We start from the raw sequence: 21,666 nt of genomic DNA, 5'->3' as shown, positions 1-21,666 counted from the left end.
GACGTGCTCACAACGGCCAGGGCCAGATGAGTGAGGCCGCGTGAGTACCGTCACCGAACCGGCTCGTCGCGCCCTCCTCGGCCTCCAGCCGCTGCCGTACGCGCGCGGCCACGCGGTCCAGGACGGCGGCTCCGGCTGGCGTCGGCTCCGCGGAGTCCGGGCTGACGGGCGTGATGGCGTGTGGCTCGGTGACGGACGTGGGTGACGGCATCCAACGCTCCTCGTGAGATACATGCGGGAGGCGGCACGGTGCGACGGGGCTGAAGCGACAGATCAGCGGGGAACATAGCATCCTCAACCACCCATCCAGCACCGGAAATTCGGCCACATGGTCGGCTTCAACCGGACCGCGGCACCAGCAACCGTTCGATGTCGTCCACGGCCACGCTCACTCCCAGCCGCCGGTACACGCTTACGGCGGCTCGCAGTGAGCCCACGCCGTGACCAGGCCCGTCAACCGTCCAGTCACAGCGGCCGATGCCCTCCAATGCCCGCGCCTCCTCCAGCGGGCAGCGAATCTCCCGCGCGAGCGTGAGGGCCTGATCGAAGTGCCGATGGGCGGCAGCCGCTTCACCCGAGTTGAGGATCAGCATCCCCCAGTGGTTCAGCACCTCTGCCTCTCCGCACCGGTCGCCCAGGCCCCGCAGGATCCGCAGTCCACCCTGGAACGCCTCAATCGCTCCGTCCAACTCCCCAACGATGCCGCGCGCCACACCCAGCTCACTCAGCGAGGCGGCCTCACCCCCGCGGCTGCCGAGTTCGCGGTAGGTCTCCAGGGCCTCCTCCAACAGCCGGATCGCCTCTGCCGCGTCCCCGGAGACGCGGTCCACGACGCCAAGGTGGCGGATGCTGTTCGCGCGGCCGAACCGTTCACCGAGCTCGGTGAAGTGCGTCAGGGCCTGGCTGTGTGCCGTCCGAGCTCCCTCGATGTCTCCGGTCAGCCGTCGGACGACGCCCAGCTCGTTCAGTGCGTAAGCCTGGTGAGTACGGTCGTCGAGCTCCAGGTAGATGTCGAACGCTTCCTGGTGATGCCGCTCGGCCACGTCGTATGCGCCCATGAGGCAGTGCACGACGCCCAGGTCGCGCAGGGAGTTCGCTTCCCCGTACCGGTCACCGAGTTCCCGGTAGATCGTCAGGGCCTCGCTCTGTGCCTCCAGCGAGGCATCGAACCGGCTCAGCTGCCGGTGTGTCATGCCGAGATCGGCAAGCGCGTTCGCCTGTCCGAGCCGGTAGCCCAGCTCGCGGTAGAGGGCGAGGGACTCGGCCTGGGCACGGGCCGCGTCCTCGTTGTCAGCGGTCAGGTACCAGACGATGCCGAGCTGGTTCAGAGCATCCGCCTTCCCCCGCCGTTCGCCGACCGTCTCGTACGCCGTCACGGCGTCGCTGAGGGCCTCGATCGCCTGCGGATAGGCGGCCATGAAGCGGCGCACGACACCGAGTTCGGCGAGAGCGTCGCCCCGGGCCCGCTGGTCGCCAGTGTGGCGGGCGGCCTCGGCGGCGGTCCGGTGGAGCCCGACGGCCTGGTCCCAGGGACCGGCCTGGCGCAGGAAGGGCGCCATGGCCGCAGCGAGCTGGACCACGAGGTCGTACAGGGAGAAGCCGTTCGCCCGCCGGACCGCGGCGAGGATGTTGGCCCGCTCGGTCTCCAGCCAGCCCAGGGCGTCCGCCCGCGACTCCAGGACCGGAGTCTCCACCCGCGAGGCGTCGTCCGGGGCCGGTGGCACGGCGGCGCCGCTACGCACGATGTGCCCGTTCGCGACGGCGAGAGCGGCCAGGTAGTAGGTACACACACGCTGGACGGTCTGTACGTGATCCATGCTGTCCCCCTCGGCGGCGAGACCGCGAGCGTAGTCACGCAGGAGATCGTGCAGCCGGTAGTGACTCCCCGGTTGCTCGTCGATCAGGTGGTCGTCGTAGAGCGCCTCAAGGTACCGACGTGCCACCACGACCGAGACCCCACCCAGAGCTGCCCCGACGTGCACGTCGAGATCCGTGCCGGGGAAGAAGCCGAGCCGCCGGAAGAAGCGCTGCCGCTCCGGTGCGAGATCCCGGTAGGAAAGATCGAACGTCGCGGTGACGGTTCGCTCCCCGGCCCGCAGTTCTCCCAGCCGGTCCCGCGCCGCCACCAGCCGCCCGCGCAGGTCCTCGGCGATCCAGGACGGATGGTGCCGCAACCGTGCCGCGAGCAGAGACACCCCCAGCGGCAGACACCCGCACAGCCGGACCAACTCGTCCACCACATCCCGGTCCAGCGCGTCGGCCGGCCGCCCACTGAGCCGCACGAAGAGATCGACCGCGTGATCCGGCGGCAGCGCGTCCACCGACATGACCACCTCCTCGTTCGCCACCAGTCGTTTGCGGCTGGTCACCAACACCAGACATTCGCCCCCACCGGGAAGCAGAGGCTCCAGCTGCCTATAACTGGCCGCGTTGTCGAGAATCAGCAGCGCTTTCTTGTCCGCGAGTCTGCTCCGCCACATGGCGGCCCGGGCTTCCGTCACCGCTCCGACGTCGTCCCCGACGGGTATCTGCTGCGTCGGCACGCCGGCAGCCGCGAGAAGAGAGGCCAGTGCCTCGCCGGCCTGCACCGGAGTGCGACCCGGCGTGTATCCGTTGAGGTTCACGAAGAGCTGCCCGTCGGGGAACCGCTCGGAGAGCAGGTGGCCGGCGTGCACGGCGAAAGTGGTCTTTCCGACGCCCGGCATCCCGTCGATCACGTGAACGGGCAGCCCCTCGCCCTGCTCCTGCGATGCCCGTACCGAGCCCACCAGCTGTTCCAGCTCCGCAGCCCGGTCGGTGAACGCGGCGGTGTCGCGCGGCAACGAACGCAGTACCTGGGCGGCCCCCGGCGGTCCCGTTCCATCCTCCGGCCTCGCTGTCGGCGCGGGAGGCCGCGACTCGGATAGCCCGGCGAGCAGAGCAGTCATCCCGGCCATCGTCACGCCCAACACGACGAACGAGAACCAGGCGTGCTCCTGTAACCACCCCAGCCAGCCGGGCCACCGCGACTGGTTGGACACGGCATTCGTGACGAGCCCGACCAGCAGTGTGGTCACGGCGCCGCCTCCGGCGACGACAGCAATCGCGACCCCGCGCCGGAGTCTCATACGGAGGCCCCAGCAGCCGGGGGAGCGGCCGATTCCCCCGTGGTGTCGCTGATGAGACACCACGCACCGCCAACCGACTTGGTCACGAAGGCAACCCCCGAGTCCGACGCCCCAACTTCCCTAACCGAACAGTCCTCGTAGACCTTGGTCAAGAGCGCGTCTGAGCCACAGCGTGCGCCAGCTTCCGCAAGGCGCGCTGTCTGCTACAAGCAACGGTGCGAGGGTTTCCGCACCGGACTCGGCGAGGGCCACGGCCTGTCCGTCGCTGAGTCCGTCTACTCCGTCGTCACCTGCGGGTCCTGGCAGCCGTGCCGTACCCACTCACGGCGTCCCGCCACCGCGCTTGTAGCCCTCCCACAACCGGCCGCCGACGTGCCCCAGTACCTCGTCCACCACGCCGACGAGGGAGTCGTCCCGCCCCTCCAGCACCTCACGAAGGGCGTGATGCAGATCCATGCCGAGCCTCGGCGCTGCGGACTCCAGACGCCGTGCCAGCCACTTCCCCCCTCCACCCCAAGATCCTTCGATGGCCAGCGCCAACTCGCCCGTTCGCCGTGTGAGTTCGGTAGCGATGAACAGTCGCTCGCTTTGGTCGGCACTCCCCGAGAGGTCGTCGAGGAGGTCAGTGATCGCGTAGCGGCGGTCATCGATCTCTTCAGCCGGCGCAGGCGGTGGTCCGGCCGCAGGCCGCCTTTGGGCTTCGTCGTCGAGGCGCGCACCGACTCCGTCGGTGTCGAAGAGCAGCAGCCCGTCGGCGCACATCCACAGCAGGGGTGACCGGCGCTTACGGATTTCCCGTTCGACGTACGCGTGCCAGGTTTCCTCGGTGTGCACGAACAGCTCCACCGGCCAGTCACCGTGCCGGAAGCTTGCCCGGTACGGGGCTGGGGCTCCATGCAGGAGCACCACGATGTCGAGGTCCGACGTCGCCGTGCGGCGGCCCGTCACGACGCTGCCTCCCAGGAACGCCGCGCGAGCGTCAGGGTGGTGTTCCTCGACAACGGCTCGCGCCGTGTCAATCGGATCCATGGAGTAACTATCCGGACTCTGTGGGCAGCGCGCACGGGGTTTTGCTGCGGCACCCGCGATGGCACCCGCAGATCCCGACGTCGGCACAGTTCGCCGGGGGCAGACACGAAGATCCCGGCAATGACTGGTGCACTGCTGCAGAGACATGTCAACGTACAACGCCTGAGGGAAAACCCTTCCCCTGAGCCTACGGAGGCGCCCCTGCGTCCGCATCACCCCAGCGAACTGTCCTCTTCCGGCTCACCGGACCCGGTGTATTGGGTCTCCCCGCGCCACCTGGCCGGTGATGACGGCGTTCTCGCCGAGCAGATCGGCGCTACCTTGGACGGCCTCGGTTGGCGCATGTGGCCCACCTCCCGCCACACCCTGTTGTACGTCAGCCCGGACGGGCTGCGCGGTGCCGAGTGGATCCTCGCGGCCTACCCGTTCGAGCTGGGGGGGACTGCCGGTTGCCTGGCAGCTGAGCGCCCGCCCGCTTGCCAACTCCGCGATGACGGAGTGGAACGCGTATTTCACCACCGGCGTTCCGTACGAGGCGCTCGCCGATCTCCTCGTGGCGATCGATGCCAGTGAAGTGCCCAACGTCGGATTGGATAGGCCCGAGACGGTCGTTGACACCCTCAGTGCCCAGGGCTGGGTCCGTGACGTGGACCGGCCTCGGACCACCGCCATGGACCCCGGGTTCTCCGTTAGCGTCTCCCTGGAGATGCTGCCGCCGCTCGTTCAGGACGCCGATCCGCACCCCGACCTGATGGGCTGGCAGGCGTGGGCGGAACCCGTTTTCGGCGCCCCCTACCTGTGGTGCGCCAGCTTCAGCGCCAGCGTTCCGGACGACTTGGTCGCCGCGTTCGCCACGTCGCTCGCCTCACCGGTCCCAGTGCCCCGCCGCACCGTGCCTGAGAGTGCTGTGGGTCGGCTCACTGTCGTCCGCCGCAGCTGAGGAACCTCTGCCTCTGGAGAAGCCGCCGGTTTTGACTGGGTGGTCACCGTGACCGTTGCGGATAGGACGTTGGCGGTGCGACCGCCGAAGGGGGCTGCTCGGCGGCCCTCGGCCTGGAGGGGGCGTCAATAGTGGTGCTGCGCGCTTGTGCGGCACGGGCGCGGGGGCTGGGTGGGTGGCGTTCGCCGAGGCGCTGGATGCGCCAGGTGAGGACTTCCGCCGGGGAGTGGGCATCGTCCAGCGGGCGTTGCCCGGCCGCTTGTTGGAGCAGGATGGCGGGGTCGTGGCCCGCGCGCTCGGCGTCCGCGAGCACGGCCGCCAGTGCGGCCCAGGCGGCCTCGCCGAGGACCTGCTCGGCGTAGGCGGGTACGGCCTTGCGCAGGTGCTCGGCGTATCGGCGTGTGACGTCGGGCGGCGGCTTTCGTTCGGCGAGCCGAGTCAGCGGGACCGGTGCGGCCTGCCCGTACGCGGTCTGGAGGTGGAGCAGGGCCTGCTGGGCTGCGGCCACCTGCTGGTCGTGCTGCTGCAGAGCGCTCCTGCGGCGCACGGCGATGACCACGAGGATGGCGGTGTCCACGAGCATGGCCACGAGACTGTCGTCGGCGGGGTGGGAGCGCATGGTCTTCAGGGCGCCGCGCAGCATGCGGGCATGCTGATGGTCCACGCGGGCACGGGTGTTGACCGCGTACTCGAATGCGAAGGCCGCTTGGCGCAACTCGGCGCGGAGGTGAGTGGGGGCGAGGGCGGGCAGGGCGTAGAGGATCTCCCCGAACACCACCAGGTGTGCCGAAGCTGCCGCCGAATCGTCCTGGGCGAGGTGGTGGGGGATGCGGTCGATGCCAGCGGTGGCCTGGTGCCATGGGTTCGGCCGGGGCCGGCCTGCTGGCTGTGGGGCGGCAGGGTCGGTGGCGGCGAGGCGTTCTTGGATCTTGGGTAGGGACAGGTCGGTGGCGAGACTGGAGCCGGAGTACCAGATGGGCTCGAAGTCGGCGTTGGTGTCGTCGGGGAGGGCTACCTTGTAGCCCTTGAGGTCGCCGGAGGGCAGGGTGCGGGTTTCGACCTGCAGGCCCGCGTCGGCGAGCAGGTTGAGGAACTCCTCCACGCTGTGAGCGTGGGAGAGCGCGGTGCGCACCATGATGCGCAGCTGCTCGCGCACGGGCCGGTCGCGCCCGTTGCGGGCGGCCTTCTCCGTCTCAGCCCGGGTGGGGCGCTTGGTGGCGGACCAGGTGTCACGGGCGCGGTTGACCTGGTGGAGGCCGAAGTCGGTCTCGATCTGGGCGAGTTCTGTCATGGCGCGGTGGTAGTCGTTCCAGTTGCGCGGCGGGCGCAGGTCCCCGCGCATCTTGGTGGCGACGATGTGGATGTGGTCATCCGCGTGGCGTACGGCGATCCAGCGGCAGCCGTCCGGATCACCGTCTGGGGCGATGCCGGTGGCGTGCAGGACGCGGCGGGCGATGGTGGCCCATTCGGCGTCGGTCAGGGTGCGGTCCTCGGGTGCGGCGCGGAGCGAGCAGTGCCACACGTGTCCCTCTGGGGCCTGGTCGCCGGCCTGCTTGACCCGCAGGTCGAGGGCTTGGGCGAGCTGGTCCATCCGCTCCGTGTGGCCGGGGCTGCCTTTGGGGCCGGGGTCTGGGGCGAAGCCGTCCCAGGAGGCGACGATGTGCTGGTCGGTGTGCACGGTCGCCGTGCCCGGCCCGAAGAGGTAGATCAGCACGCCCCGGGTCTTGTTGCCCGGTTTGACGATGTTCGCGATCACGCTCGGCCCGCCTTCTGCCCGGCGGCCCGGAAAGCTGCCTCGTCCACGGCCTTCACCGCGTCCTGGGCAGTGGACAGGACGCGTTCGGCCCGCTCCAGGACGGCGGCGTCCACAGGGTGTGGATCGCCCTCGGAGTTGAGGCGGCGGGCGATCTGGTTGACGTTGGTGCCGATCCGGGCGATCTGGGTGCGCAGGGCGGCGAACTCGTCGATCACGTCGTCGTAGACCGTGCGCTGGTCGGGCAGGTGTGCCTCGCCGTTGACGAAGGCCATGACGACCGCGCCGACCAGGTGCGCGCCGGTGATGCCCAACGTCTTGGCCTTGGCGAGGATCTTGGACTTCTCGTCGACGCTGTAGCGCACGTCGACGCGCTTTTCGCGGCGCTCGTCAGCACGTTCTCGGCGACGGGCGACGCGGTGGAGCGCGGCTTCGTCGGCAGCGGGTACGACGACTGGCGACTGTTCGGCGACAGCGTCTTCGCCCACCCCCTCCTGCTCCGGCGCGCCCTCGCGCCGGAGCCTCTCCTCCGCCACCCCCGGGGCGGAGGAGTCTGCGATGGACCGGCCCTTGGACGGTCCATCGCCATTGCTTGCTGCCGTCGAGGTGGGCGTGGTGATCTCCCTTTGGGTGTCGTGTAGTTCGAGGTGCGAGTCGTGCATTGAGCGGTCTTCCTCGGATTTTGGGGGGCGTCTCAGCGCGGGTGGCCGGCGGGCGCGGTCGGCAGCTCGGCCTTGACGGCGCGGACCACCTCTCCGGCGGTGTCGCTGGCCACGCTGTAGCCGTCCTTGCGCACGGCTTCCTCCAGCAGGTCGCGGGAGAGACGTCCGTGCTCGCGGTAGAGGTCCTGGGCGTACTTATTGAGGAGGCCCCGTGTCGCGCGCGGTTTGGAGCCCGGGCGCTTCGACTCCGCCCGCGAGGCCGTGCCTGGATCGTCGCCTGGTGGCCCCTCGCCCGGTTCTGGTTCCGGGCTGACAGTGGTGCGGGCGGGCTGTTGCGGGCGGGTTTCGGGCTGAGGGCGGGATGCCCGGTCGGCGGTGTCATCGCCCGCGACCTTGGTGGGCGGGCGGCCCGGAGTCTCTGCCCGTTCTTCTGCCGTGGCCCGCGGGCGGGCCGTCGCGGAGCCGCCCCTCGTGCGCGCGGTGGTATCGGGCCATCGCGCGGGCAGCGGCTTGGAGGCCAGGGCAGTGGCCTGTTGGCGGGTGGCGAGCTTGCGCAGCAGCAGCTCGTCTTGGCGTTCGTCGCGGTCGATGTCGGCCTGCTCCAGGGCCTGGTGCAGGCGGCGGGTGAGGCGCTGGCCTCGCCACTTGGTGCGTTTCGAAGGCGTCATGGCTTCTGCGCGGAGAATCAGTGTGACGGCCTGGTCGAGGGCGCGCTCGCGGATGATCCGGGCGGCGTCCGCGTCCCGGTCTGCGATCGAGAGCCGGGCGAGGAGCCGTTCGCGTGCCTGTCGGGCGAGGACGGCGGCCAGGCTCCGGGAGTCGGCGTGCGGGCTGCGGTGGCGCAGCTCGATGCCCATGGCCAGGTGCCAGAGCATGGCCGCCATGACCGGGCCGACGAAGCCCCGCACCGTTCCGCCCACCGGCCCGGATTCGGCGTAGGCGGGCAGGACCTGCACGGCGGTGATCACCCAGGTGAGGGTGCCGGGCAGGCCGGGTGCCTGCTTCGGGCTGTTGAGGTTCTGCCGGGCCAGCAGGGCGGTCGCGAACAGGGCGAGCTCGGCGGCGGCGAACATCGCGGCGCGCTCGATGGTGCTGCCCATGTCGAGGTAGTCGGCGGCGAACCGCCAGCTGGTGTCCGCGCTGTAGGCAGTGCAGCCGATCGCGGCGACGGCGGCGATTGGGATCGCGGCGGTGTTACGGCGCCGTCCGGCGTCCTGCGTTCGTAGGCGCCGACGCAGGAGCCGTGTGGCAGACAGGACGGCGACGAGGAGCAGCGCCGCGATGGCCGCGGGAGCGGTGGTCCAGTGCGGCATGGGTGTTCCGGTGCCATTGGCGCTGATGAGCGTGGTGGTGCCAGGCGTCATGCAGAGGCTCTCCAAGGGGCCCTCACGTTCGAGGGCAGGCGGAAGCGCGGGCGGGCGATGCGAGACGGTGCGGAAGAGAGCGCCAGCCGGTCAGACGGCTGGTGCGGTGCGGCGTCGGTCGGGGCCGGTGAGGATGACGCGTTCGGTCATCTCGGCGAGGCGGGAGGCGACGCGGTCGCCGAGGGTGGCGCGGAGCTCGGCGGTGGGGAGATTGGTGGTGATGAGGGTGGGGAGCATGTGCTCGTACCGGTGGTTGATGAGCCGGTAGGTCAGCTCCTCGGTCCACTCGCTGGTCTTGGCCGCGCCGAGGTCGTCCAGGAGCAGTAGCGGGCAGCGGGCCAGGGTCTGCAGGTCGCGTTCGGCGTCGTGGCCGGCACGCGGACGGATGCGCGCGTGCAGGTCGGCGGAGGTGGTAGCTTCCTAGCGCAGTCGGACGCCGCGGCTGAGGAGGCCGCGGACGGCGCCGTACGCCTGGTAGGTCTTGCCGGTGCCGGTGGGGCCCGCGATCAGTAGCGACGGGCCTTCGGCGATACCGGGTCCACCGGGGCCGGGGCGTCCGGCGCGGGCGATCTCGTCAGCCCAGGCGGTGACCTGCGACTGGTCGGCCAGGGCGCGGCGGTAGCGGGCGGGGATACGGGCGTCCGCCAGCTCCAGGGCCGTGACAGGCTCCGTCGGCGGAGCCTTGGCTGTGGCACCAGGGTCAATGCCGCGGCTGGCCAGGATGCCGTTGAGCCGGTCGGTGAGCGGGCCGACCCGGTGGGGCTCGCGGGTGAGGGTGGAGGTCAGAGGTCACCTCCGAAGGCGGCTTCGACGTCGGTGGGGTTTGTCCACGCCCTGTGGGCAACCGGCGCGGTTGGTGTGGCGGGGGTCGCGTTCATGGCCTCGTGCACCAGGCTCGGCAGGGTGCTGGGGTGCAGGCCCTTGGCGCGGTGTCGTTCGAGTCCGGCCCGGATGTGGGCGGGGGTGATGCCCTCGTCGACGAGCTTGCGTATCTCCCGGCCGAGGTGGCCCAGAACGCCCTTGGGCGGGCGGTGTGCGCAGGCGGCGGCGTACTCGGCGATGAGCTGCTGTGTCGAGGCGGTGTCGGGTGCGGGGTCGCTCGCGCCCCCCGAAGGGGTATTTCCTAGATCCATGATCCTAGGTCCTAGATCCAGACCGTGAGGCGTCACTGCTGTCTCACTGATCCCTCCCTGCTCCCTCACGGAGGGCTCCGTGAAATCGCTCTGAACTGCGGGTTCGTCATCGGTGCAAGGATTCATCGCAGGCTCGCGCACTTGCCCGGAGCTGTCACGGAGGGTTCCGTGAGGCTGCACTGCGGGCTCCGTGATGCTGGCCCGCGCGGTCAGCGCGACGACGCCTGGCGCGGGGCCGACCGGTGTGTCGTGGTGGGGGCAGGCGGGGAGGCGGCTCTTGCTGGGCCGGTTGATCTTCTGGTGCTGGTGCCAGGTGACGATGTGCAGGTAGCGCTTGTCGTCCGGCCCCTTGTAGCGGCAGATCAGCCCGGCGTCAGTGAGCTGGGCGAGGTCCGTCTCGACATCGGGCGGGGTGTGCTCCGGGCGCAGGACCCACAACTGGCCCGCGATGATCGCGGCGTGGTCGCGATGGCGGCCTTGGTCATCGGCCTGGGTAAGCAGGCCGAGGAAGGTGCGCTCCGCGGTCAGGGAGACGGTGGCCAGGGACTCGGAGACGAAGGCTTCGGGCTTGATGGTGCGGATTCGTGCCAAGAGCGGGGCGGTCCTTACTCGGCGGCCTGTGGGTGGACACCACGGCTCACCGTCGGTCGGGGCGGGATTCGAACGGAGGGGGCGGGCTGTTGGCGCGGGGTGCACTGCGAACCGACTGCGTTTTCCGGGAGGTGTCGTCAACATAGCCACACCCAAGTCGCGCAAGTCCAGCCCGATCCGGCGCAATCTCTCACGGCAGAAAGGCCGCAAGAAATCAGGCTGGTAGCGGGCGGGACCAAAACCGTAGGGCACGATCGCCGGTTGACCAAATAGTTGCCCTGTCGACCGAGCCAGAAGCATCACACCGGGAAGCCGTTGACGCGTCGGCAACGGCGAAGCTACAACACAACACCCCACGTCAGAAGCACATCGAGGTGTCTGTGTCGGGTCGCGTGACGTCAGAGTGGGGGACTGGAATTTCGCCCTGCTCGCTGACCAAGCGGGCGCAACATAGCCGACGATCCCCGGTTAACCAAACCGGGGAATGCGCGCTACAAATGGAGCTATGGCAGCACGTTCTCTGGAAATGGGTCCGGCGGGAATACGGACCGCCCACACCATCGAAATCCTCCGCACCGAACGCGGTCTCGCCCAGCGCCAGTTGGCCGACCGCGTCACCGCCCTTGGCCGGCCGATGTCCAACACGATGCTGTCCCGAATCGAACGTGCCCAGCGGCGCTGCGACGTCGACGACCTCGTCGCGATAGCCGAAGCACTCCTCGTCTCACCCCTCGTGCTGCTGGAGGGACCGAGCACCACCTGAGGCGGGCCCGCCACCCACCGCCCCTGACCGAGCATCCTCCACCGAGTAAGGACCCACCCCTCTTGCCCCACCCCCCGATGCCCCCTTCCCTTGCACGCCTTCCGCACCGAACGGATGGTGAAGCCGCCCTGCCCCGTCTCTACCGCGCCGAGGAGATCGCCGAGACCCTCGGCTGCTCAGCCTGGTGGGTCAAGGACCGCGCGCGCCGGCGTCTGATACCGCACACGCGAGTCGGCCGCGCGTACCGCTTCACTGCGGACCACCTGGCCGAGATCATCCGCATCCACGAAGAGCCGGCGCCACAGCGAGCCCAGGGGACGCCGTCACCGGCCGGTCTGCCGGAGTCGGCTATGACGTCGCCGCGTCCGACTCGGCAGACGCGGCCCTCCACGTCCTCCGTCCCACGTCTCAGGGCTCGACCGCCCCGCAGGTCCCAGTACGGCACTGCTGCGTAGCTGTACCCGGCACATCCGAGGAAGGAGGGGTACGAGGCTTGGGCTTCGCAGAGAAGCGCGGCAGTTACTGGCGCGGTCGATACAAGGTCAGCGAGGGCAAGTACGGCACCGTCATCGACCCGACGGGCGCGGTGCTCAAGTTCGCCACCAAGCGGGAGGCCAAACAGGCCGCGGACGAGGAAGAAGCCAAGGTCCGGCGCGGCACCTGGCGCGATCCGGCGGCCGGACAGGAGACGTTCGGCGGGTACGCCAGCCGCTGGTACGACGCCCAGGACCTGGCCGCGTCCACCATGCAGAACTACCGGCGCCACATCGAGGAGCATCTGCTCCCGGAGTTCGAGGACAAGGCTCTCGCCGGCATCCTCCGCACGGACGTGGACACCTGGGAGAAGCGGGAGAAGGCCGTCTATGCGGCATCCAGTGTCAAGACGTGGCGCTCGACGCTACACCTCATCCTGGAAGACGCCGTGGACGAGGGCCTCATCGCCTCCAACCCCGCAGCCAAGCGGCGCGGGCGCGGCAAACGCGCCGGCCGCTCCCGCGACCGAGGTCCGGAGAAGGTCATCACCGACCCGCTCGGTCTGCTCCTCATCGCCGAACGCGCGGCCCTGCTGTCCGGCCGCGACGACGAGTTCGTGGCCGTGATCCTCAAGGGCTACACGGGGATGCGGTGGGGCGAAATCGTCGGCCTGGAGACCGAGTTCGCCCGGCCCGGCGCCATACGCGTCGAACACCAGCTGTACGAACTGGACTCGGGTGAGCTGATCCGCTGCCCGCCCAAGGACGACAGCTACCGCACCATCGACGCGATGGACTGGCTGTCGGCCCTGGTCGCCGACCACGTCGCCCGTACGAAACCGACGTCGTGCCCCTGCCACGGAAGGCGCTACGTCTTCCGCGGCCAGGGCACCGCCCGCACCGGCGGACACACCGGTGCCAAGCTGGTGGACGTCGCCCGCCGCGCGGACGTCTCCACCGGCACCGTGTCCAACGTCCTCAACCATTCCGAACGCGTACAGGAGGACACCCGCGCTCGCGTCGAACTCGCGATGGCCGAGCTGAACTTCGTACGTGGCGGCACCCCGACGGAGAACGCCGCCCACTGGCGCCGCAACGGCTTCGCCACCTGGCTGTTCGCGCCCGCCACCTTCGGCTGGTACCCGAAGAAGGCACCGCAGGAGGCCCGCCCGGTCCCGCTGCTCGGCGAGCCCTGGCCCGGTGTCCCGGTGCGCGGCCGCAACGCCCACGGCCGGGCCGACGCCTGCTGGCTGCCCATCGCCAGGGGGCTCACTCCGCATGGGTTGCGCCACTCCCACCGCACGCACATGGAGGACCTCGGTACCGAGAAGGTGCTGATGGACGAACGCATGGGCCACATCGACGGCTCAGTCTCGGCGCGGTACGCCCACGTGACCCCTGGCATGCGTGAGCGTCTCAAGGCTGGTCTGACCGGGCAGTGGGAAGCAGCGCTCGACGTCCGTCGGAACCTGCACCCACGCTCGCCGGTCACCGTACTCGATCGGCTACTGCGCGCTCGCACCACGACGATGGCCTGATGGTCGGGAGACGGGCTCCGATTACCTCGAACGGAGCCTGTCTTTTCCGATCTCGGCGGAAGGCATGAGAATGGAGTACGGTCACCAAAGATCCGATGGGGGCGGAGAGGAGGAACGCGGTGTCGTATGAGCCCAAGCTCGCCGCAGCCCTTTCCGGCGCGACCCTGCGGCAGCTCTCCCACTGGCGCCGCGCTTCCGGCACGAAGGGCGCGCTCCTCGTTCCGGAGGTCTCCGACTCACGCCCGATCCTTTATTCCTTCCGCGACGTGGTCGCTCTGCGGGCCTGCGTGAAGCTTCGCAAGGAGACGTCGCTGCAGAAGATCCGCAGGGCGGTGGACACGCTCCGAGAGGACCTGGGCGAGCGTGAGCACCTGTCTTCCTACGCGCTTGTCGCGGGACCGGACACGATCTACCTTGCGGAGCCCGAGCAGGCGGTCGATCTGATCAGAGGCGGGAACGTGGTCATCCACCAGTTGGTGGATGTACTCGCGCCCTTTTACAAGGACGGCCGCCACATTCCGGACCTGCTGAAGCCGCGTGACCACGTCGCCGTCGACTCCGCGGTGCGTGGCGGTGAACCCGTCATCGAAGGAACGCGGATCCCGGCGGCCGAGGTGGCTGCCCTGGTGCGGGATGGTGTCCCCCCGGACCGGGTCGGCGACTTCTACCCAGGGGTCAGTGCTGCGGCTGCACGCGACGCGGTCGATTTCAGCGACTACGTGGACAGCTACGTCGATGGCTCTCGGCAGGTTGCCGCTTGAAGCTGCTGCTCGACGAGAACGTCCCCAGGCCCATGGCAGAGATCGTGCGCATTCTCCTTACCGCGCACGACGTGGTGCACGTCCACGAGCTGGACGGTTGGGCCGGCACGAAGGACATCGAGCTGTACGCGAAGGCCAAGGCGGGGGGCTTCCAGGTGATCATCACCAATGACGCCAAGCAACTGAACCGGCCCATGGAAGTCGAGGCGATCGCGCGGTCGGGACTCCACCGCATCCAGTACCGCCAGAACAACAAGCACGGCGGCCTGGTCGGCCTCGGCACCGCGATAGCCACCGTGTGTGCCGCGCTGCCGCACGCCATTGCCGAACTCGAAGGGGCCGACGGGCAGCGGCTGGTGTCCCTCACCGCCGTCGACCCCTCGCGCCACAACCGTCTGCAGATCACCGACCCAAAGGCATCCCCGCCGAAGCACTGGCCCACATCCTGAGCCCGGGTCGCCCGCCAGCGTCAGCTCCGCGAATCAACGCCGAACGGGCTGCCCTGTGGCTGGCTCGCCTTGCACCGGGGCGCAGTGGTCCGAGACAGGAACCCGCCTATGCCAGCAGTCGGCGGACCACGTCGTCGTCCGTCACCTCGTACACGTCGATGCGCAACAGCCTGCGAACATGTGCCGGAACGCGCTGGACGGCCTTGACGGACGAGGACGGCACCACCAGCGCGTACCGTGTGTGGGGTTCCTGGCTCGTCATCCTCCGCAGCAACTGCCCGTAGGCGATGTCGGCGTCGATTCCCTTCTCACTGGTGCGGTCCTTGGCTTCGCAGATCAGCCGCTCATCGCCTCGCACGGCTTCGAGATCGGTCCAACGGTCCTTGGGGTCGACCGTTGTCCAGCCCTCGGCGAGAAGCCACGTTCGGAAGGCGTCGGTGACCCGGTCCTCGTCGCTGTGGCGTGCCAGGATCCTCTTCAGCGCGGCCAGGTCCGCCTCCTGGGTGCGGCGCAGTCGTCCGCGACCGTCCGCATCGAGGTCGGCCGGCCGGATCACGATCAGCCGCAGTCCGTGCGCGGGAATCTCCGCATCACGGCGGGCGTCGTACAGTGCCCGCTGCTCGCCCCGGTGGACGCCGCTGACGGTGAGCCTGTCGGGCTTGTCGAAGTGGGGCATGGGCTGGTCGTGCTGGAGTTCTCGGTACTCGACCACGAGTTGGTGGCCGGGCCAGTAGGCGTCGACCGGGAGTTTGGCACGTCGGCCGCCCGTCCCGGGGTCTCCCTGCAGCCAGTCGAACTTGTGCTGGGTCAGCGCGGTCTCGCCGAGAACCTGGTTGCACAAGCCGACTACGTACGCCTCGTCACTGTCGTCTCTGGTTCCGATGTGCGCGCATCATGCCAGCGTTCGCAGGCATCGAGGCGGGTCCTTTGACGCTGCTGTCACGCTGGCACGTACGGATTTCAGAGGTCGTCTTCATCAACGGGTTCGCGGATGTAGGCGAGGTCGAGGACGTAGCGTTCGGTGACGGGGCAGTTGTTCCATGCTTGGGTGAGGCGGTCTTCGAAGGTGTCGTCCGTGGGGTGGTCGAGGCTGTTTCTCGTAGTAGTCGGCGGTCGCCTGGCGGCCTTCCCACCACGCGTGGCCTTCGTAGACGCCGGGGCGAGGCAGGGTCATTTCTCCTGCTGGGCCGTATTCGAGTTGGTTGACGACGAGGATGCCGGTTTCGGACTCGATACTCACGGGGACCTGGCCTTCCACGTCGGCGGGCGGGGCCGGCGGGGTGTCCCAGACACGGATGGTGACCTCGACGCCGATGTCGGGTTGCAGACTGCGGATGTACAGGTGGTAACCGTTGCCGGCCACCACCTGCCTGTGGGCGGCGGCCATGGCCTCGTCGTCGCTTAGGTAGGCGTCGGCGTCGTACACCTCCACGACACGGCGGGCCGGTGTGGCCTTGCAGCTGTATTCGGCCAGGAGCGCCATGAACCGCTGCCCTTCTGCTAGTCGGTGATCTTCATGTAGAAGGCGTCACCGTCGAGGATCCGGTTGAGGGTGTACATCTGGTCGAGCCTGCGGCCGCCGGTCTCGTTGCCGTCGCCGTCAATCAGCCGGACTCGATGCGTAGTGTTCGTGATTGAGCGGATTCCTTCCCGTCGTGCGGCACATCCCTGCCAGGATCAGACGCGTGACATACGTAGTGACCGTGGACGCCCACATCCCGGAGGGCACTCCGGAGATGGACCCACTTCAGCGCGCCGGCGCCGTGGCGCTCATCGAGGACGGCTTCGACTCGGTCGAGGCCATCGAGGGACCCGACGGCATGGAAGTCGATCTCCTCGACTGCATCGTGGCCGTCTACCCGGGCGGAGCGCTTCTGAAAGTGTTCGTGGATGCTCCTGCCCTGGAATTCGCCGAGGAGGCGGTGCGTTCCGTCGTGGGTGAACTGCTGGACCGGTCCGAGCTGTTGGCTGACTGGCAGATCGAGCGATGCGAGGTCGAACTGCACCCGGAGCTCGCTCAGGAGAGTCTCGACGCCGCAGACGGTCCCGAGGCCCCGCCCGATAATCCGGCTGACCGTAAGGCCCGGCATACCGAGCATCCCACGGCCGAGGACGACAAAGAGAGCTACGACGCCGAGGCGAAAGCCGAAGAAGTGCGCGGTCAGATGCTGGCACTGGCAGACGAGCTGCGCTCCTTCCCGCCCGTAATGTTCGGCGTCCTCGACGACGAAGACGACGAAGACGACGAGGAAGAAGACGGTGACAACGAGTTCACCGTCTCGCCGGAGGACGCCAAACTCGCTGCTGGTGCCTTGGTGTACGCGACGGACATCTTGGTGGAGGAGCTGTTCCAGGACGTGCAGACCCTGACACAGGAGGAGACCAACGCCGCGGAATGCGACTGACCTCTGTGGCACTTCGAGGACCTTCCCGAGCGATACGCCCTCCAGTACGACGCCCGCTTCGCCCGCCGCTTCCTGGTGACAGTGATCGCCATGACCACACGCTTCACGGACGGCAGCTTCCAGCAGTTGAGCTGCGTCGCCGAGGAACTCGCCCTGAGGCTCCTGCTGAATGAGACGAACGTAACACTGGAGACCTTCGGGCTGCTCAACGACGGCGTCTCGGCCGCTCTCGACGCGTTCGCGAACAACGTCTACGAGGACATGGATCACGAGTGGCTCTACGACGATTCCACGGACGGGATTGACGAGAGCGCCGTCGGGGCGGCTCTCGGAGTAGCGCCCATGTCGTTCAAGGCGTGGTTCACCCCGTTCAACGAAGGAAGGTACGTCCACCCGTCCGCAGCGGACGAATCCGAGGGGGCAGCGCAGTGAGGTCCCCCGAATCGTATGGCGTCATCCATAGCGGCTTCTGGCTCGCTGCGGAGACCGGTTCCGCGGCCAGCGACGGATCGAGGACAGCGGCGAGCCATTGGGGCCAATGACCGCCCGGCTCGTGCTCCGCTCCCCAAGTCTCCTGCCCAGGCGCCCGGGCGAGTCAGTACGGGGCGGCGAGGCGGTCGGCCGGTCCACCCGAAAAATGCCCACGTCGATGTCAGCGCCTGCCCGTATCGTCACGACATGAGCAAGTCCTCCGAGAAGGCGAAGCTGAAGCGCCGCCATCACACCGTTCCGCGCCTACTCCTGCGACGATTCGCCGACGGCGAGCGTCTCGTTCGCGTCCCCCTCGACGGAAGCGAGCCCCGCTTGTGCGGGATCGCCGACGTCACAGTTCACCGCGACTTCTATTCGATGCGGGACGCGTCGGGCGAGCTCGACGACACCGTGGAAGACCTGCTCGCCGAGTTGGAGGGGAAGGCCGCGAAGGTCATCCGCAAGGTCATCAACGGAACATGGCCCCTGTTGGTCGAGGACCGGGCGATAGTCGCCGAGTGGATCGCAGCGCAGCACGCGCGGATCCCGGCCGCTCGCACAGCCCACAAAGAGATGGCGGACCAGCTCGGCAAGATCCTCATCGCCATGGGAGGGAAGCCCGAAATCCGTCGACGCCTCGAAGAGGACGCCGCAGGGCCCGTCTCGGATGCCGAGGTGGAGGCGCTGTGGGAGGAGATGACGGACTTCGACAGCTACTACGTCGAGATGCCGGTCAACGACCACATGGCGTCAATGGCTCAGTCCATGAAGACGGCCTACGAGGTGTTCATGAGGCGCTCCTGGGGCCTGTGCCGGTTCCAGCGCCGGACGCTGCTGATCCCGGACCATCCGGTGACGCTGATGCGCCACCCGGAGACGCCGAGTTGGCGCGGAGTTGGCATAGGCAATGCAGCCGCGATCCTCATGCCGATCGACCGGAGGGCGGCCATCATCATGACGTCACCCGGACCGGACTTCGTATTCCCGGCGACCACCAAGGTGGCCAAGGAGCTGAACCACCGCCTCGCGTGGAACGCGCGCAAGGAATTGTTCCACCATCCGGAGGACAACCCCCTGGAGGGGATCGAACTGCCGCCAGTGCGAGAACGCGAGATGGAGATCAGCCAGCCCCTGGAGAGCTTCCTGCTGCCAGACGGCCCTGCCGGTGCCCCCGAGGCCGCTGCTGCTGACGGGCCCGCCGCCTGAATTGCATACTCGGTAGACCCCGGATTCGCGAACGTGTAGCAGCCAGCCCCTGGATGGGACGCACCCCGTGCGACAGGTGCTGGCACCCTCTGGGAGAAGCCGACCAAGATCTTCTCCCAGATTTCTCCCAAGCGATCTCCAGGAACCACTCAGGGGCCCGACCCGCGATGCGGATCAGGCCCCTGACCTGGTACTTCAGCGTCGGGGTGGCGGGATTTGAACCCACGACCTCTTCGTCCCGAACGAAGCGCGCTGCCAAGCTGCGCTACACCCCGATGTCGCTGCTGTGCTGCTTGCCGCGGCGACGTCGTTTACTCTAGCCCACTGGTGGCTGGAGACGAAATCCGGTTTATGGGCGGCGGCCGACCGGGTTCGGGCGGGTGTGGTCCAGGGCCACCAGGAGCACCGCCAGGGCGTAGAAGGCGAGGCCCACGAGGAGGGCGTTGGCGAGGGCGCCGCGGTAGCCGTGTTGCTCTGCGTCCAGGAAGGGGTAGAGGTAGCGGCCCGGCGTGCCGGGGAGGAGCAGCTCCGCTCGGGTGAGGAAGAACGCCAGGTAGGCCAAGGGGTAGAGCATCCAGGCCGCCGTCTGGCGGAGGTGGAGGCGACCGGGGGGCGTGAGGATGAGCCAGTCCACGAGCGCGGCCACCGGTGACGCCGTATAGAGGAGCTGCAGGGCCAGCCACTGGCCGTGCCAGGCCACCGGCGGGTGTGCCGCCCCCGTCATGGAGAAGGGGGGAGTGGTGTGGCCTAGGAGCAGGTGGTAGACCAAGGCCGAGGCCACGATGTAGAGCAGCGCCGCGCCGGTCAGGGACGAGGTCAGCGGGCGGGATGCCTGCCAGGCGCGGCGGGCCGAGGCCAGGCTGACCAGGGCCAGGAAGATCGCCGCCTGTATCCCGAAGTAGCTCATGATCCGCCCCGGGCTGCCCAGGAGCAGCTCCAGGGCCGCGCCCGCCGACGCCAGCGCGGCCGTCAGGAGGCGGAACACCGCGGTCAGGGGGCGGCGGGTGGGGGCCACCACCGCCGTCGCCGGAACGTATCCGGGCAGCAGCACGGGCGTGCCCGGGACCGCGGGGAGGTCCGGGATGTCCCGGGGTATCGGAGCCGTCATGCCCTCAAGGTAGGAAGAAAGGGGCATGGACGGCATGTTGGTCTACGCCGAGTGGGTTACGAGGCGAGCGGCTACCCGGTGGGTGGGTTACCCGGGGAGAGGGCGGTTCCCGGGCGGGTGATCCGGTGATTCCCGGCCGGCTCCCCGCCCTCGCCTCGTCCCTCTTACTCCCGCCCCACCAACGTCAGCAGCGTCGCCTCCGGCGGGCAGGCGAAGCGGACCGGGGTGTAGCGGTTCGTGCCGCAGCCCGCCGAGACGTGGAGGTACGACGTACGACCCTCCGCCGTGTGCCGCGAGAGGCCCTTCACGCGGTCCGCGTCCAGGTCGCAGTTGGTGACCAGGGCGCCGTAGAAGGGGACGCAGAGCTGGCCGCCGTGCGTGTGGCCGGCCAGGATCAGGGGGTAGCCGTCGGCCGTGAAGGCGTCCAGGACGCGCAGGTACGGGGCGTGGACCACGCCCATCGAGAAGTCCGCGGTACTGGACGGGCCGCCCGCCACCTGCACGTACCGGTCCCGTTTGATGTGCGGGTCGTCGAGTCCCGTCAGTTCCACCGAGACGCCCTCGATCTTGAGGACACCGCGTGTGTTCGTCAGGTTCAGCCAGCCCGCCCCGTCGAACGCGTCCCGCAGGTCCTCCCACGGGAGGTGGATCGCGCCGACCACCGGCGGATTGCCGTTGAGGCCGTGCTTGCCGCTCGTCTTCTCCAGCAAGTAGCGGGCGGGGTTGCGGGGTTTGGGACCGTAGTAGTCGTTGGAGCCGAAGACGTACGCGCCGGGAAAGTCCATCAGGGGCCCGAGCGCGTCCAGGACCTCGGGGATGCCCTCCGGGTCGGACAGGTTGTCACCCGTGTTGATCACGAAGTCCGGGCGCAGGCCCGCCAGCGACCGCAGCCAGCGCTGCTTCTTGCGCTGCCCGCTCACCATGTGGATGTCGGAGACCTGGAGCACGCGCAGCGGGCGCATCCCCGGCGGGAGGACCGGGACCGTCACCCGGCGCAGGCGGAACGAACGGACCTCGAAGCCGGCCGCGTACAACACACCGGCGGCCCCGAACGCCGCGATTCCCAGGGGTACTCCGTATCGAGCGCGCATATGACCATCGTGTCAGACGCGTGGCGGGACTCGTGACCGGCCGCCGACAGGGCGGGTAAAACGGCGGGCGGCCCCCGTGCGGCACCTGCGACAATCGGAGCCATGACCACCACGCTCAAGTCGAAGCTGCACGACGACCTCAACTCCGCGATCAAGGCACGTGACGAGCTCCGCTCCTCGACGCTCCGGCTGACGCTCGCCGCGATCACCAAGGAGGAGGTCGCGGGCAAGGAGAAGCGCGAGCTCTCCGACGACGAGGTGCTCAAGGTGATCGCCAAGGAGGCGAAGAAGCGCCGGGAGGCGGCCGAGGCCTTCGCGCAGGGCGGCCGTACCGAGAGCGCCGAGCGGGAGAAGGCGGAGGGCGAGCTCCTCGACGAGTACCTGCCCAAGCAGCTCAGCGACGAGGAGCTGGGCGGGATCGTCGCCGCGGCCGTCGAGGAGGCGAAGGCGGCGGGCGCCGAGGGACCGCGGGCCATGGGCGCCGTGATGAAGATCGTGAACCCGAAGGTGGCCGGACTGGCCGAGGGCGGCCGCGTCGCCGCCGCGGTGAAGAAGCGGCTCCAGGGCTGACACCAGAAGCACCGGAGACACCGGAGGCACCGGCAGCACCGGAGGCACCGGCAGCACCGGCAGCACCGGAAGCCCTGGAGGCACCGGAAGCCCTGGAGGCTCCGGCAGCACCGGAGGCTTCGGGCGGTACGACGGCGGGGCCGCGCCTCTGCGAGAGGGCGCAGGGGGGGGGCCCCCCCGGGGGAACCGGGTGTCAGCCCGCAGGGAGCCAGCCGGGCTGTGGGACGAGGTGCCGCAGGGAAACCCGGGGCC

Annotated in this window: 20 protein-coding genes, 1 tRNA gene and 2 pseudogenes; 10 read left to right on the top strand and 13 right to left on the bottom strand. The window is 69.1% G+C overall.

Annotated elements, in window-relative coordinates; translation table 11 throughout:
- Positions 1-7: 7 nt before the first annotated feature.
- The 3 genes from haaA to AB0N16_RS25175 all read right to left on the bottom strand — a co-directional run bounded on the left by haaA (position 8) and on the right by AB0N16_RS25175 (position 4,136).
- A complete protein-coding gene (gene haaA / locus AB0N16_RS25185; RefSeq protein ID WP_365800280.1) occupies positions 8-211 on the bottom strand; it encodes a HaaA family cyclophane-containing RiPP peptide in 204 nt (67 codons plus the stop codon).
- Between the two features lie 127 nt (positions 212-338).
- Positions 339-3,107, bottom strand: coding sequence for a cyclophane-containing RiPP biosynthesis TPR protein HaaT (gene haaT, locus AB0N16_RS25180; RefSeq protein ID WP_365800278.1), 2,769 nt, complete (start codon positions 3,105-3,107; stop codon positions 339-341).
- A gap of 321 nt (positions 3,108-3,428) precedes the next feature.
- The gene (locus AB0N16_RS25175) at positions 3,429-4,136 is read right to left on the bottom strand and encodes a nucleotidyltransferase domain-containing protein (RefSeq protein ID WP_365800276.1); all 708 of its coding nucleotides are present in this window, start codon (positions 4,134-4,136) and stop codon (positions 3,429-3,431) included.
- Positions 4,137-4,388: 252 nt separating this feature from the next.
- Here AB0N16_RS25175 and AB0N16_RS25170 point away from each other — a divergent pair.
- Positions 4,389-5,076 (top strand): annotated as a pseudogene (locus tag AB0N16_RS25170) (DUF317 domain-containing protein).
- Positions 5,077-5,119: 43 nt separating this feature from the next.
- Here the strand turns inward: AB0N16_RS25170 and AB0N16_RS25165 are convergent.
- The 5 genes and pseudogenes from AB0N16_RS25165 to AB0N16_RS25145 all read right to left on the bottom strand — a co-directional run bounded on the left by AB0N16_RS25165 (position 5,120) and on the right by AB0N16_RS25145 (position 10,579).
- Positions 5,120-6,832: a relaxase/mobilization nuclease domain-containing protein gene (locus AB0N16_RS25165; protein ID WP_365800274.1), complete on the bottom strand. Its 1,713-nt coding sequence runs from the start codon at positions 6,830-6,832 to the stop codon at positions 5,120-5,122.
- Positions 6,829-7,491: a MobC family plasmid mobilization relaxosome protein gene (locus tag AB0N16_RS25160; RefSeq protein ID WP_365800272.1), complete on the bottom strand. Its 663-nt coding sequence runs from the start codon at positions 7,489-7,491 to the stop codon at positions 6,829-6,831. The genes AB0N16_RS25165 and AB0N16_RS25160 overlap by 4 nt, the downstream gene beginning before the upstream one ends.
- A gap of 32 nt (positions 7,492-7,523) precedes the next feature.
- Positions 7,524-8,855: a hypothetical protein gene (locus AB0N16_RS25155; protein ID WP_365800270.1), complete on the bottom strand. Its 1,332-nt coding sequence runs from the start codon at positions 8,853-8,855 to the stop codon at positions 7,524-7,526.
- Positions 8,856-8,945: 90 nt separating this feature from the next.
- Positions 8,946-9,641: pseudogene (locus tag AB0N16_RS25150) on the bottom strand (ATP-binding protein).
- Entirely contained in the window at positions 9,638-10,579 is a 942-nt protein-coding gene (locus tag AB0N16_RS25145) for a hypothetical protein (protein WP_365800268.1), read from the bottom strand. The pseudogene AB0N16_RS25150 and the gene AB0N16_RS25145 overlap by 4 nt, the downstream one beginning before the upstream one ends.
- 505 nt (positions 10,580-11,084) lie before the next feature.
- Between AB0N16_RS25145 and AB0N16_RS25140 the strand changes: the two genes are divergently transcribed.
- The 5 genes from AB0N16_RS25140 (at position 11,085) to AB0N16_RS25120 (ending at position 14,563) form a co-directional block, all read left to right on the top strand.
- Positions 11,085-11,342 (top strand): helix-turn-helix transcriptional regulator, encoded by a 258-nt coding sequence (locus tag AB0N16_RS25140; RefSeq protein WP_046494019.1) that lies wholly within the window; start codon positions 11,085-11,087, stop codon positions 11,340-11,342.
- A gap of 77 nt (positions 11,343-11,419) precedes the next feature.
- A complete protein-coding gene (locus AB0N16_RS25135) occupies positions 11,420-11,797 on the top strand; it encodes a helix-turn-helix domain-containing protein (protein ID WP_365800266.1) in 378 nt (125 codons plus the stop codon).
- Between the two features lie 38 nt (positions 11,798-11,835).
- Positions 11,836-13,353, top strand: coding sequence for a LacI family DNA-binding transcriptional regulator (locus tag AB0N16_RS25130; protein ID WP_365800264.1), 1,518 nt, complete (start codon positions 11,836-11,838; stop codon positions 13,351-13,353).
- Between the two features lie 119 nt (positions 13,354-13,472).
- The gene (locus tag AB0N16_RS25125; RefSeq protein WP_362327236.1) at positions 13,473-14,114 is read left to right on the top strand and encodes a DUF433 domain-containing protein; all 642 of its coding nucleotides are present in this window, start codon (positions 13,473-13,475) and stop codon (positions 14,112-14,114) included.
- Entirely contained in the window at positions 14,111-14,563 is a 453-nt protein-coding gene (locus tag AB0N16_RS25120; protein ID WP_365800262.1) for a DUF5615 family PIN-like protein, read from the top strand. The genes AB0N16_RS25125 and AB0N16_RS25120 overlap by 4 nt, the downstream gene beginning before the upstream one ends.
- Positions 14,564-14,669: 106 nt before the next feature.
- Here the strand turns inward: AB0N16_RS25120 and AB0N16_RS25115 are convergent, their stop codons facing one another.
- Both AB0N16_RS25115 and AB0N16_RS25110 read right to left on the bottom strand, forming a co-directional pair.
- A complete protein-coding gene (locus AB0N16_RS25115; protein WP_365800260.1) occupies positions 14,670-15,404 on the bottom strand; it encodes a hypothetical protein in 735 nt (244 codons plus the stop codon).
- A 135-nt stretch (positions 15,405-15,539) separates the two neighbouring features.
- Positions 15,540-16,046: a hypothetical protein gene (locus AB0N16_RS25110; protein ID WP_365800258.1), complete on the bottom strand. Its 507-nt coding sequence runs from the start codon at positions 16,044-16,046 to the stop codon at positions 15,540-15,542.
- A 220-nt stretch (positions 16,047-16,266) separates the two neighbouring features.
- On the opposite strand from AB0N16_RS25110, the gene AB0N16_RS25105 reads away from it, so the two are divergent.
- The 3 genes from AB0N16_RS25105 (at position 16,267) to AB0N16_RS25095 (ending at position 18,645) form a co-directional block, all read left to right on the top strand.
- On the top strand, positions 16,267-16,968 hold the full coding sequence (locus AB0N16_RS25105; protein WP_365800256.1) for a hypothetical protein: 702 nt from the start codon (positions 16,267-16,269) through the stop codon (positions 16,966-16,968).
- A 90-nt stretch (positions 16,969-17,058) separates the two neighbouring features.
- Positions 17,059-17,400, top strand: a complete 342-nt coding sequence (locus tag AB0N16_RS25100; RefSeq protein ID WP_365800254.1) for a hypothetical protein — start codon at positions 17,059-17,061, stop codon at positions 17,398-17,400.
- 246 nt (positions 17,401-17,646) lie between these two features.
- Complete coding sequence (locus AB0N16_RS25095) at positions 17,647-18,645, top strand: DUF4238 domain-containing protein (protein ID WP_365800252.1); 999 nt, start codon at positions 17,647-17,649, stop codon at positions 18,643-18,645.
- Between the two features lie 201 nt (positions 18,646-18,846).
- On the opposite strand, the gene AB0N16_RS25090 is transcribed toward AB0N16_RS25095, so the two are convergent.
- The 3 genes from AB0N16_RS25090 to AB0N16_RS25080 form a co-directional block, all read right to left on the bottom strand.
- A tRNA-Pro gene (locus tag AB0N16_RS25090) sits at positions 18,847-18,920 on the bottom strand.
- A gap of 74 nt (positions 18,921-18,994) precedes the next feature.
- Positions 18,995-19,753 (bottom strand): Pr6Pr family membrane protein, encoded by a 759-nt coding sequence (locus tag AB0N16_RS25085; protein ID WP_365800250.1) that lies wholly within the window; start codon positions 19,751-19,753, stop codon positions 18,995-18,997.
- 164 nt (positions 19,754-19,917) lie between these two features.
- Positions 19,918-20,844 carry a metallophosphoesterase gene (locus AB0N16_RS25080; protein ID WP_365800248.1) on the bottom strand — a complete coding sequence of 309 codons (927 nt, stop codon included), beginning with the start codon at positions 20,842-20,844 and terminating at the stop codon, positions 19,918-19,920.
- Between the two features lie 102 nt (positions 20,845-20,946).
- Here AB0N16_RS25080 and AB0N16_RS25075 point away from each other — a divergent pair, with 102 nt between their 5' ends.
- Positions 20,947-21,414, top strand: a complete 468-nt coding sequence (locus AB0N16_RS25075) for a GatB/YqeY domain-containing protein (RefSeq protein WP_351713699.1) — start codon at positions 20,947-20,949, stop codon at positions 21,412-21,414.
- Positions 21,415-21,666 lie beyond the last annotated feature (252 nt).

Origin of the sequence: Streptomyces sp. NPDC051105 (genome assembly GCF_040682795.1) — a bacterium.
GTDB lineage: Bacteria > Actinomycetota > Actinomycetes > Streptomycetales > Streptomycetaceae > Streptomyces.
The sequence above is the reverse complement of the archived record's forward strand: the minus strand, read 5'-3'. Positions and strand labels throughout refer to the sequence as shown.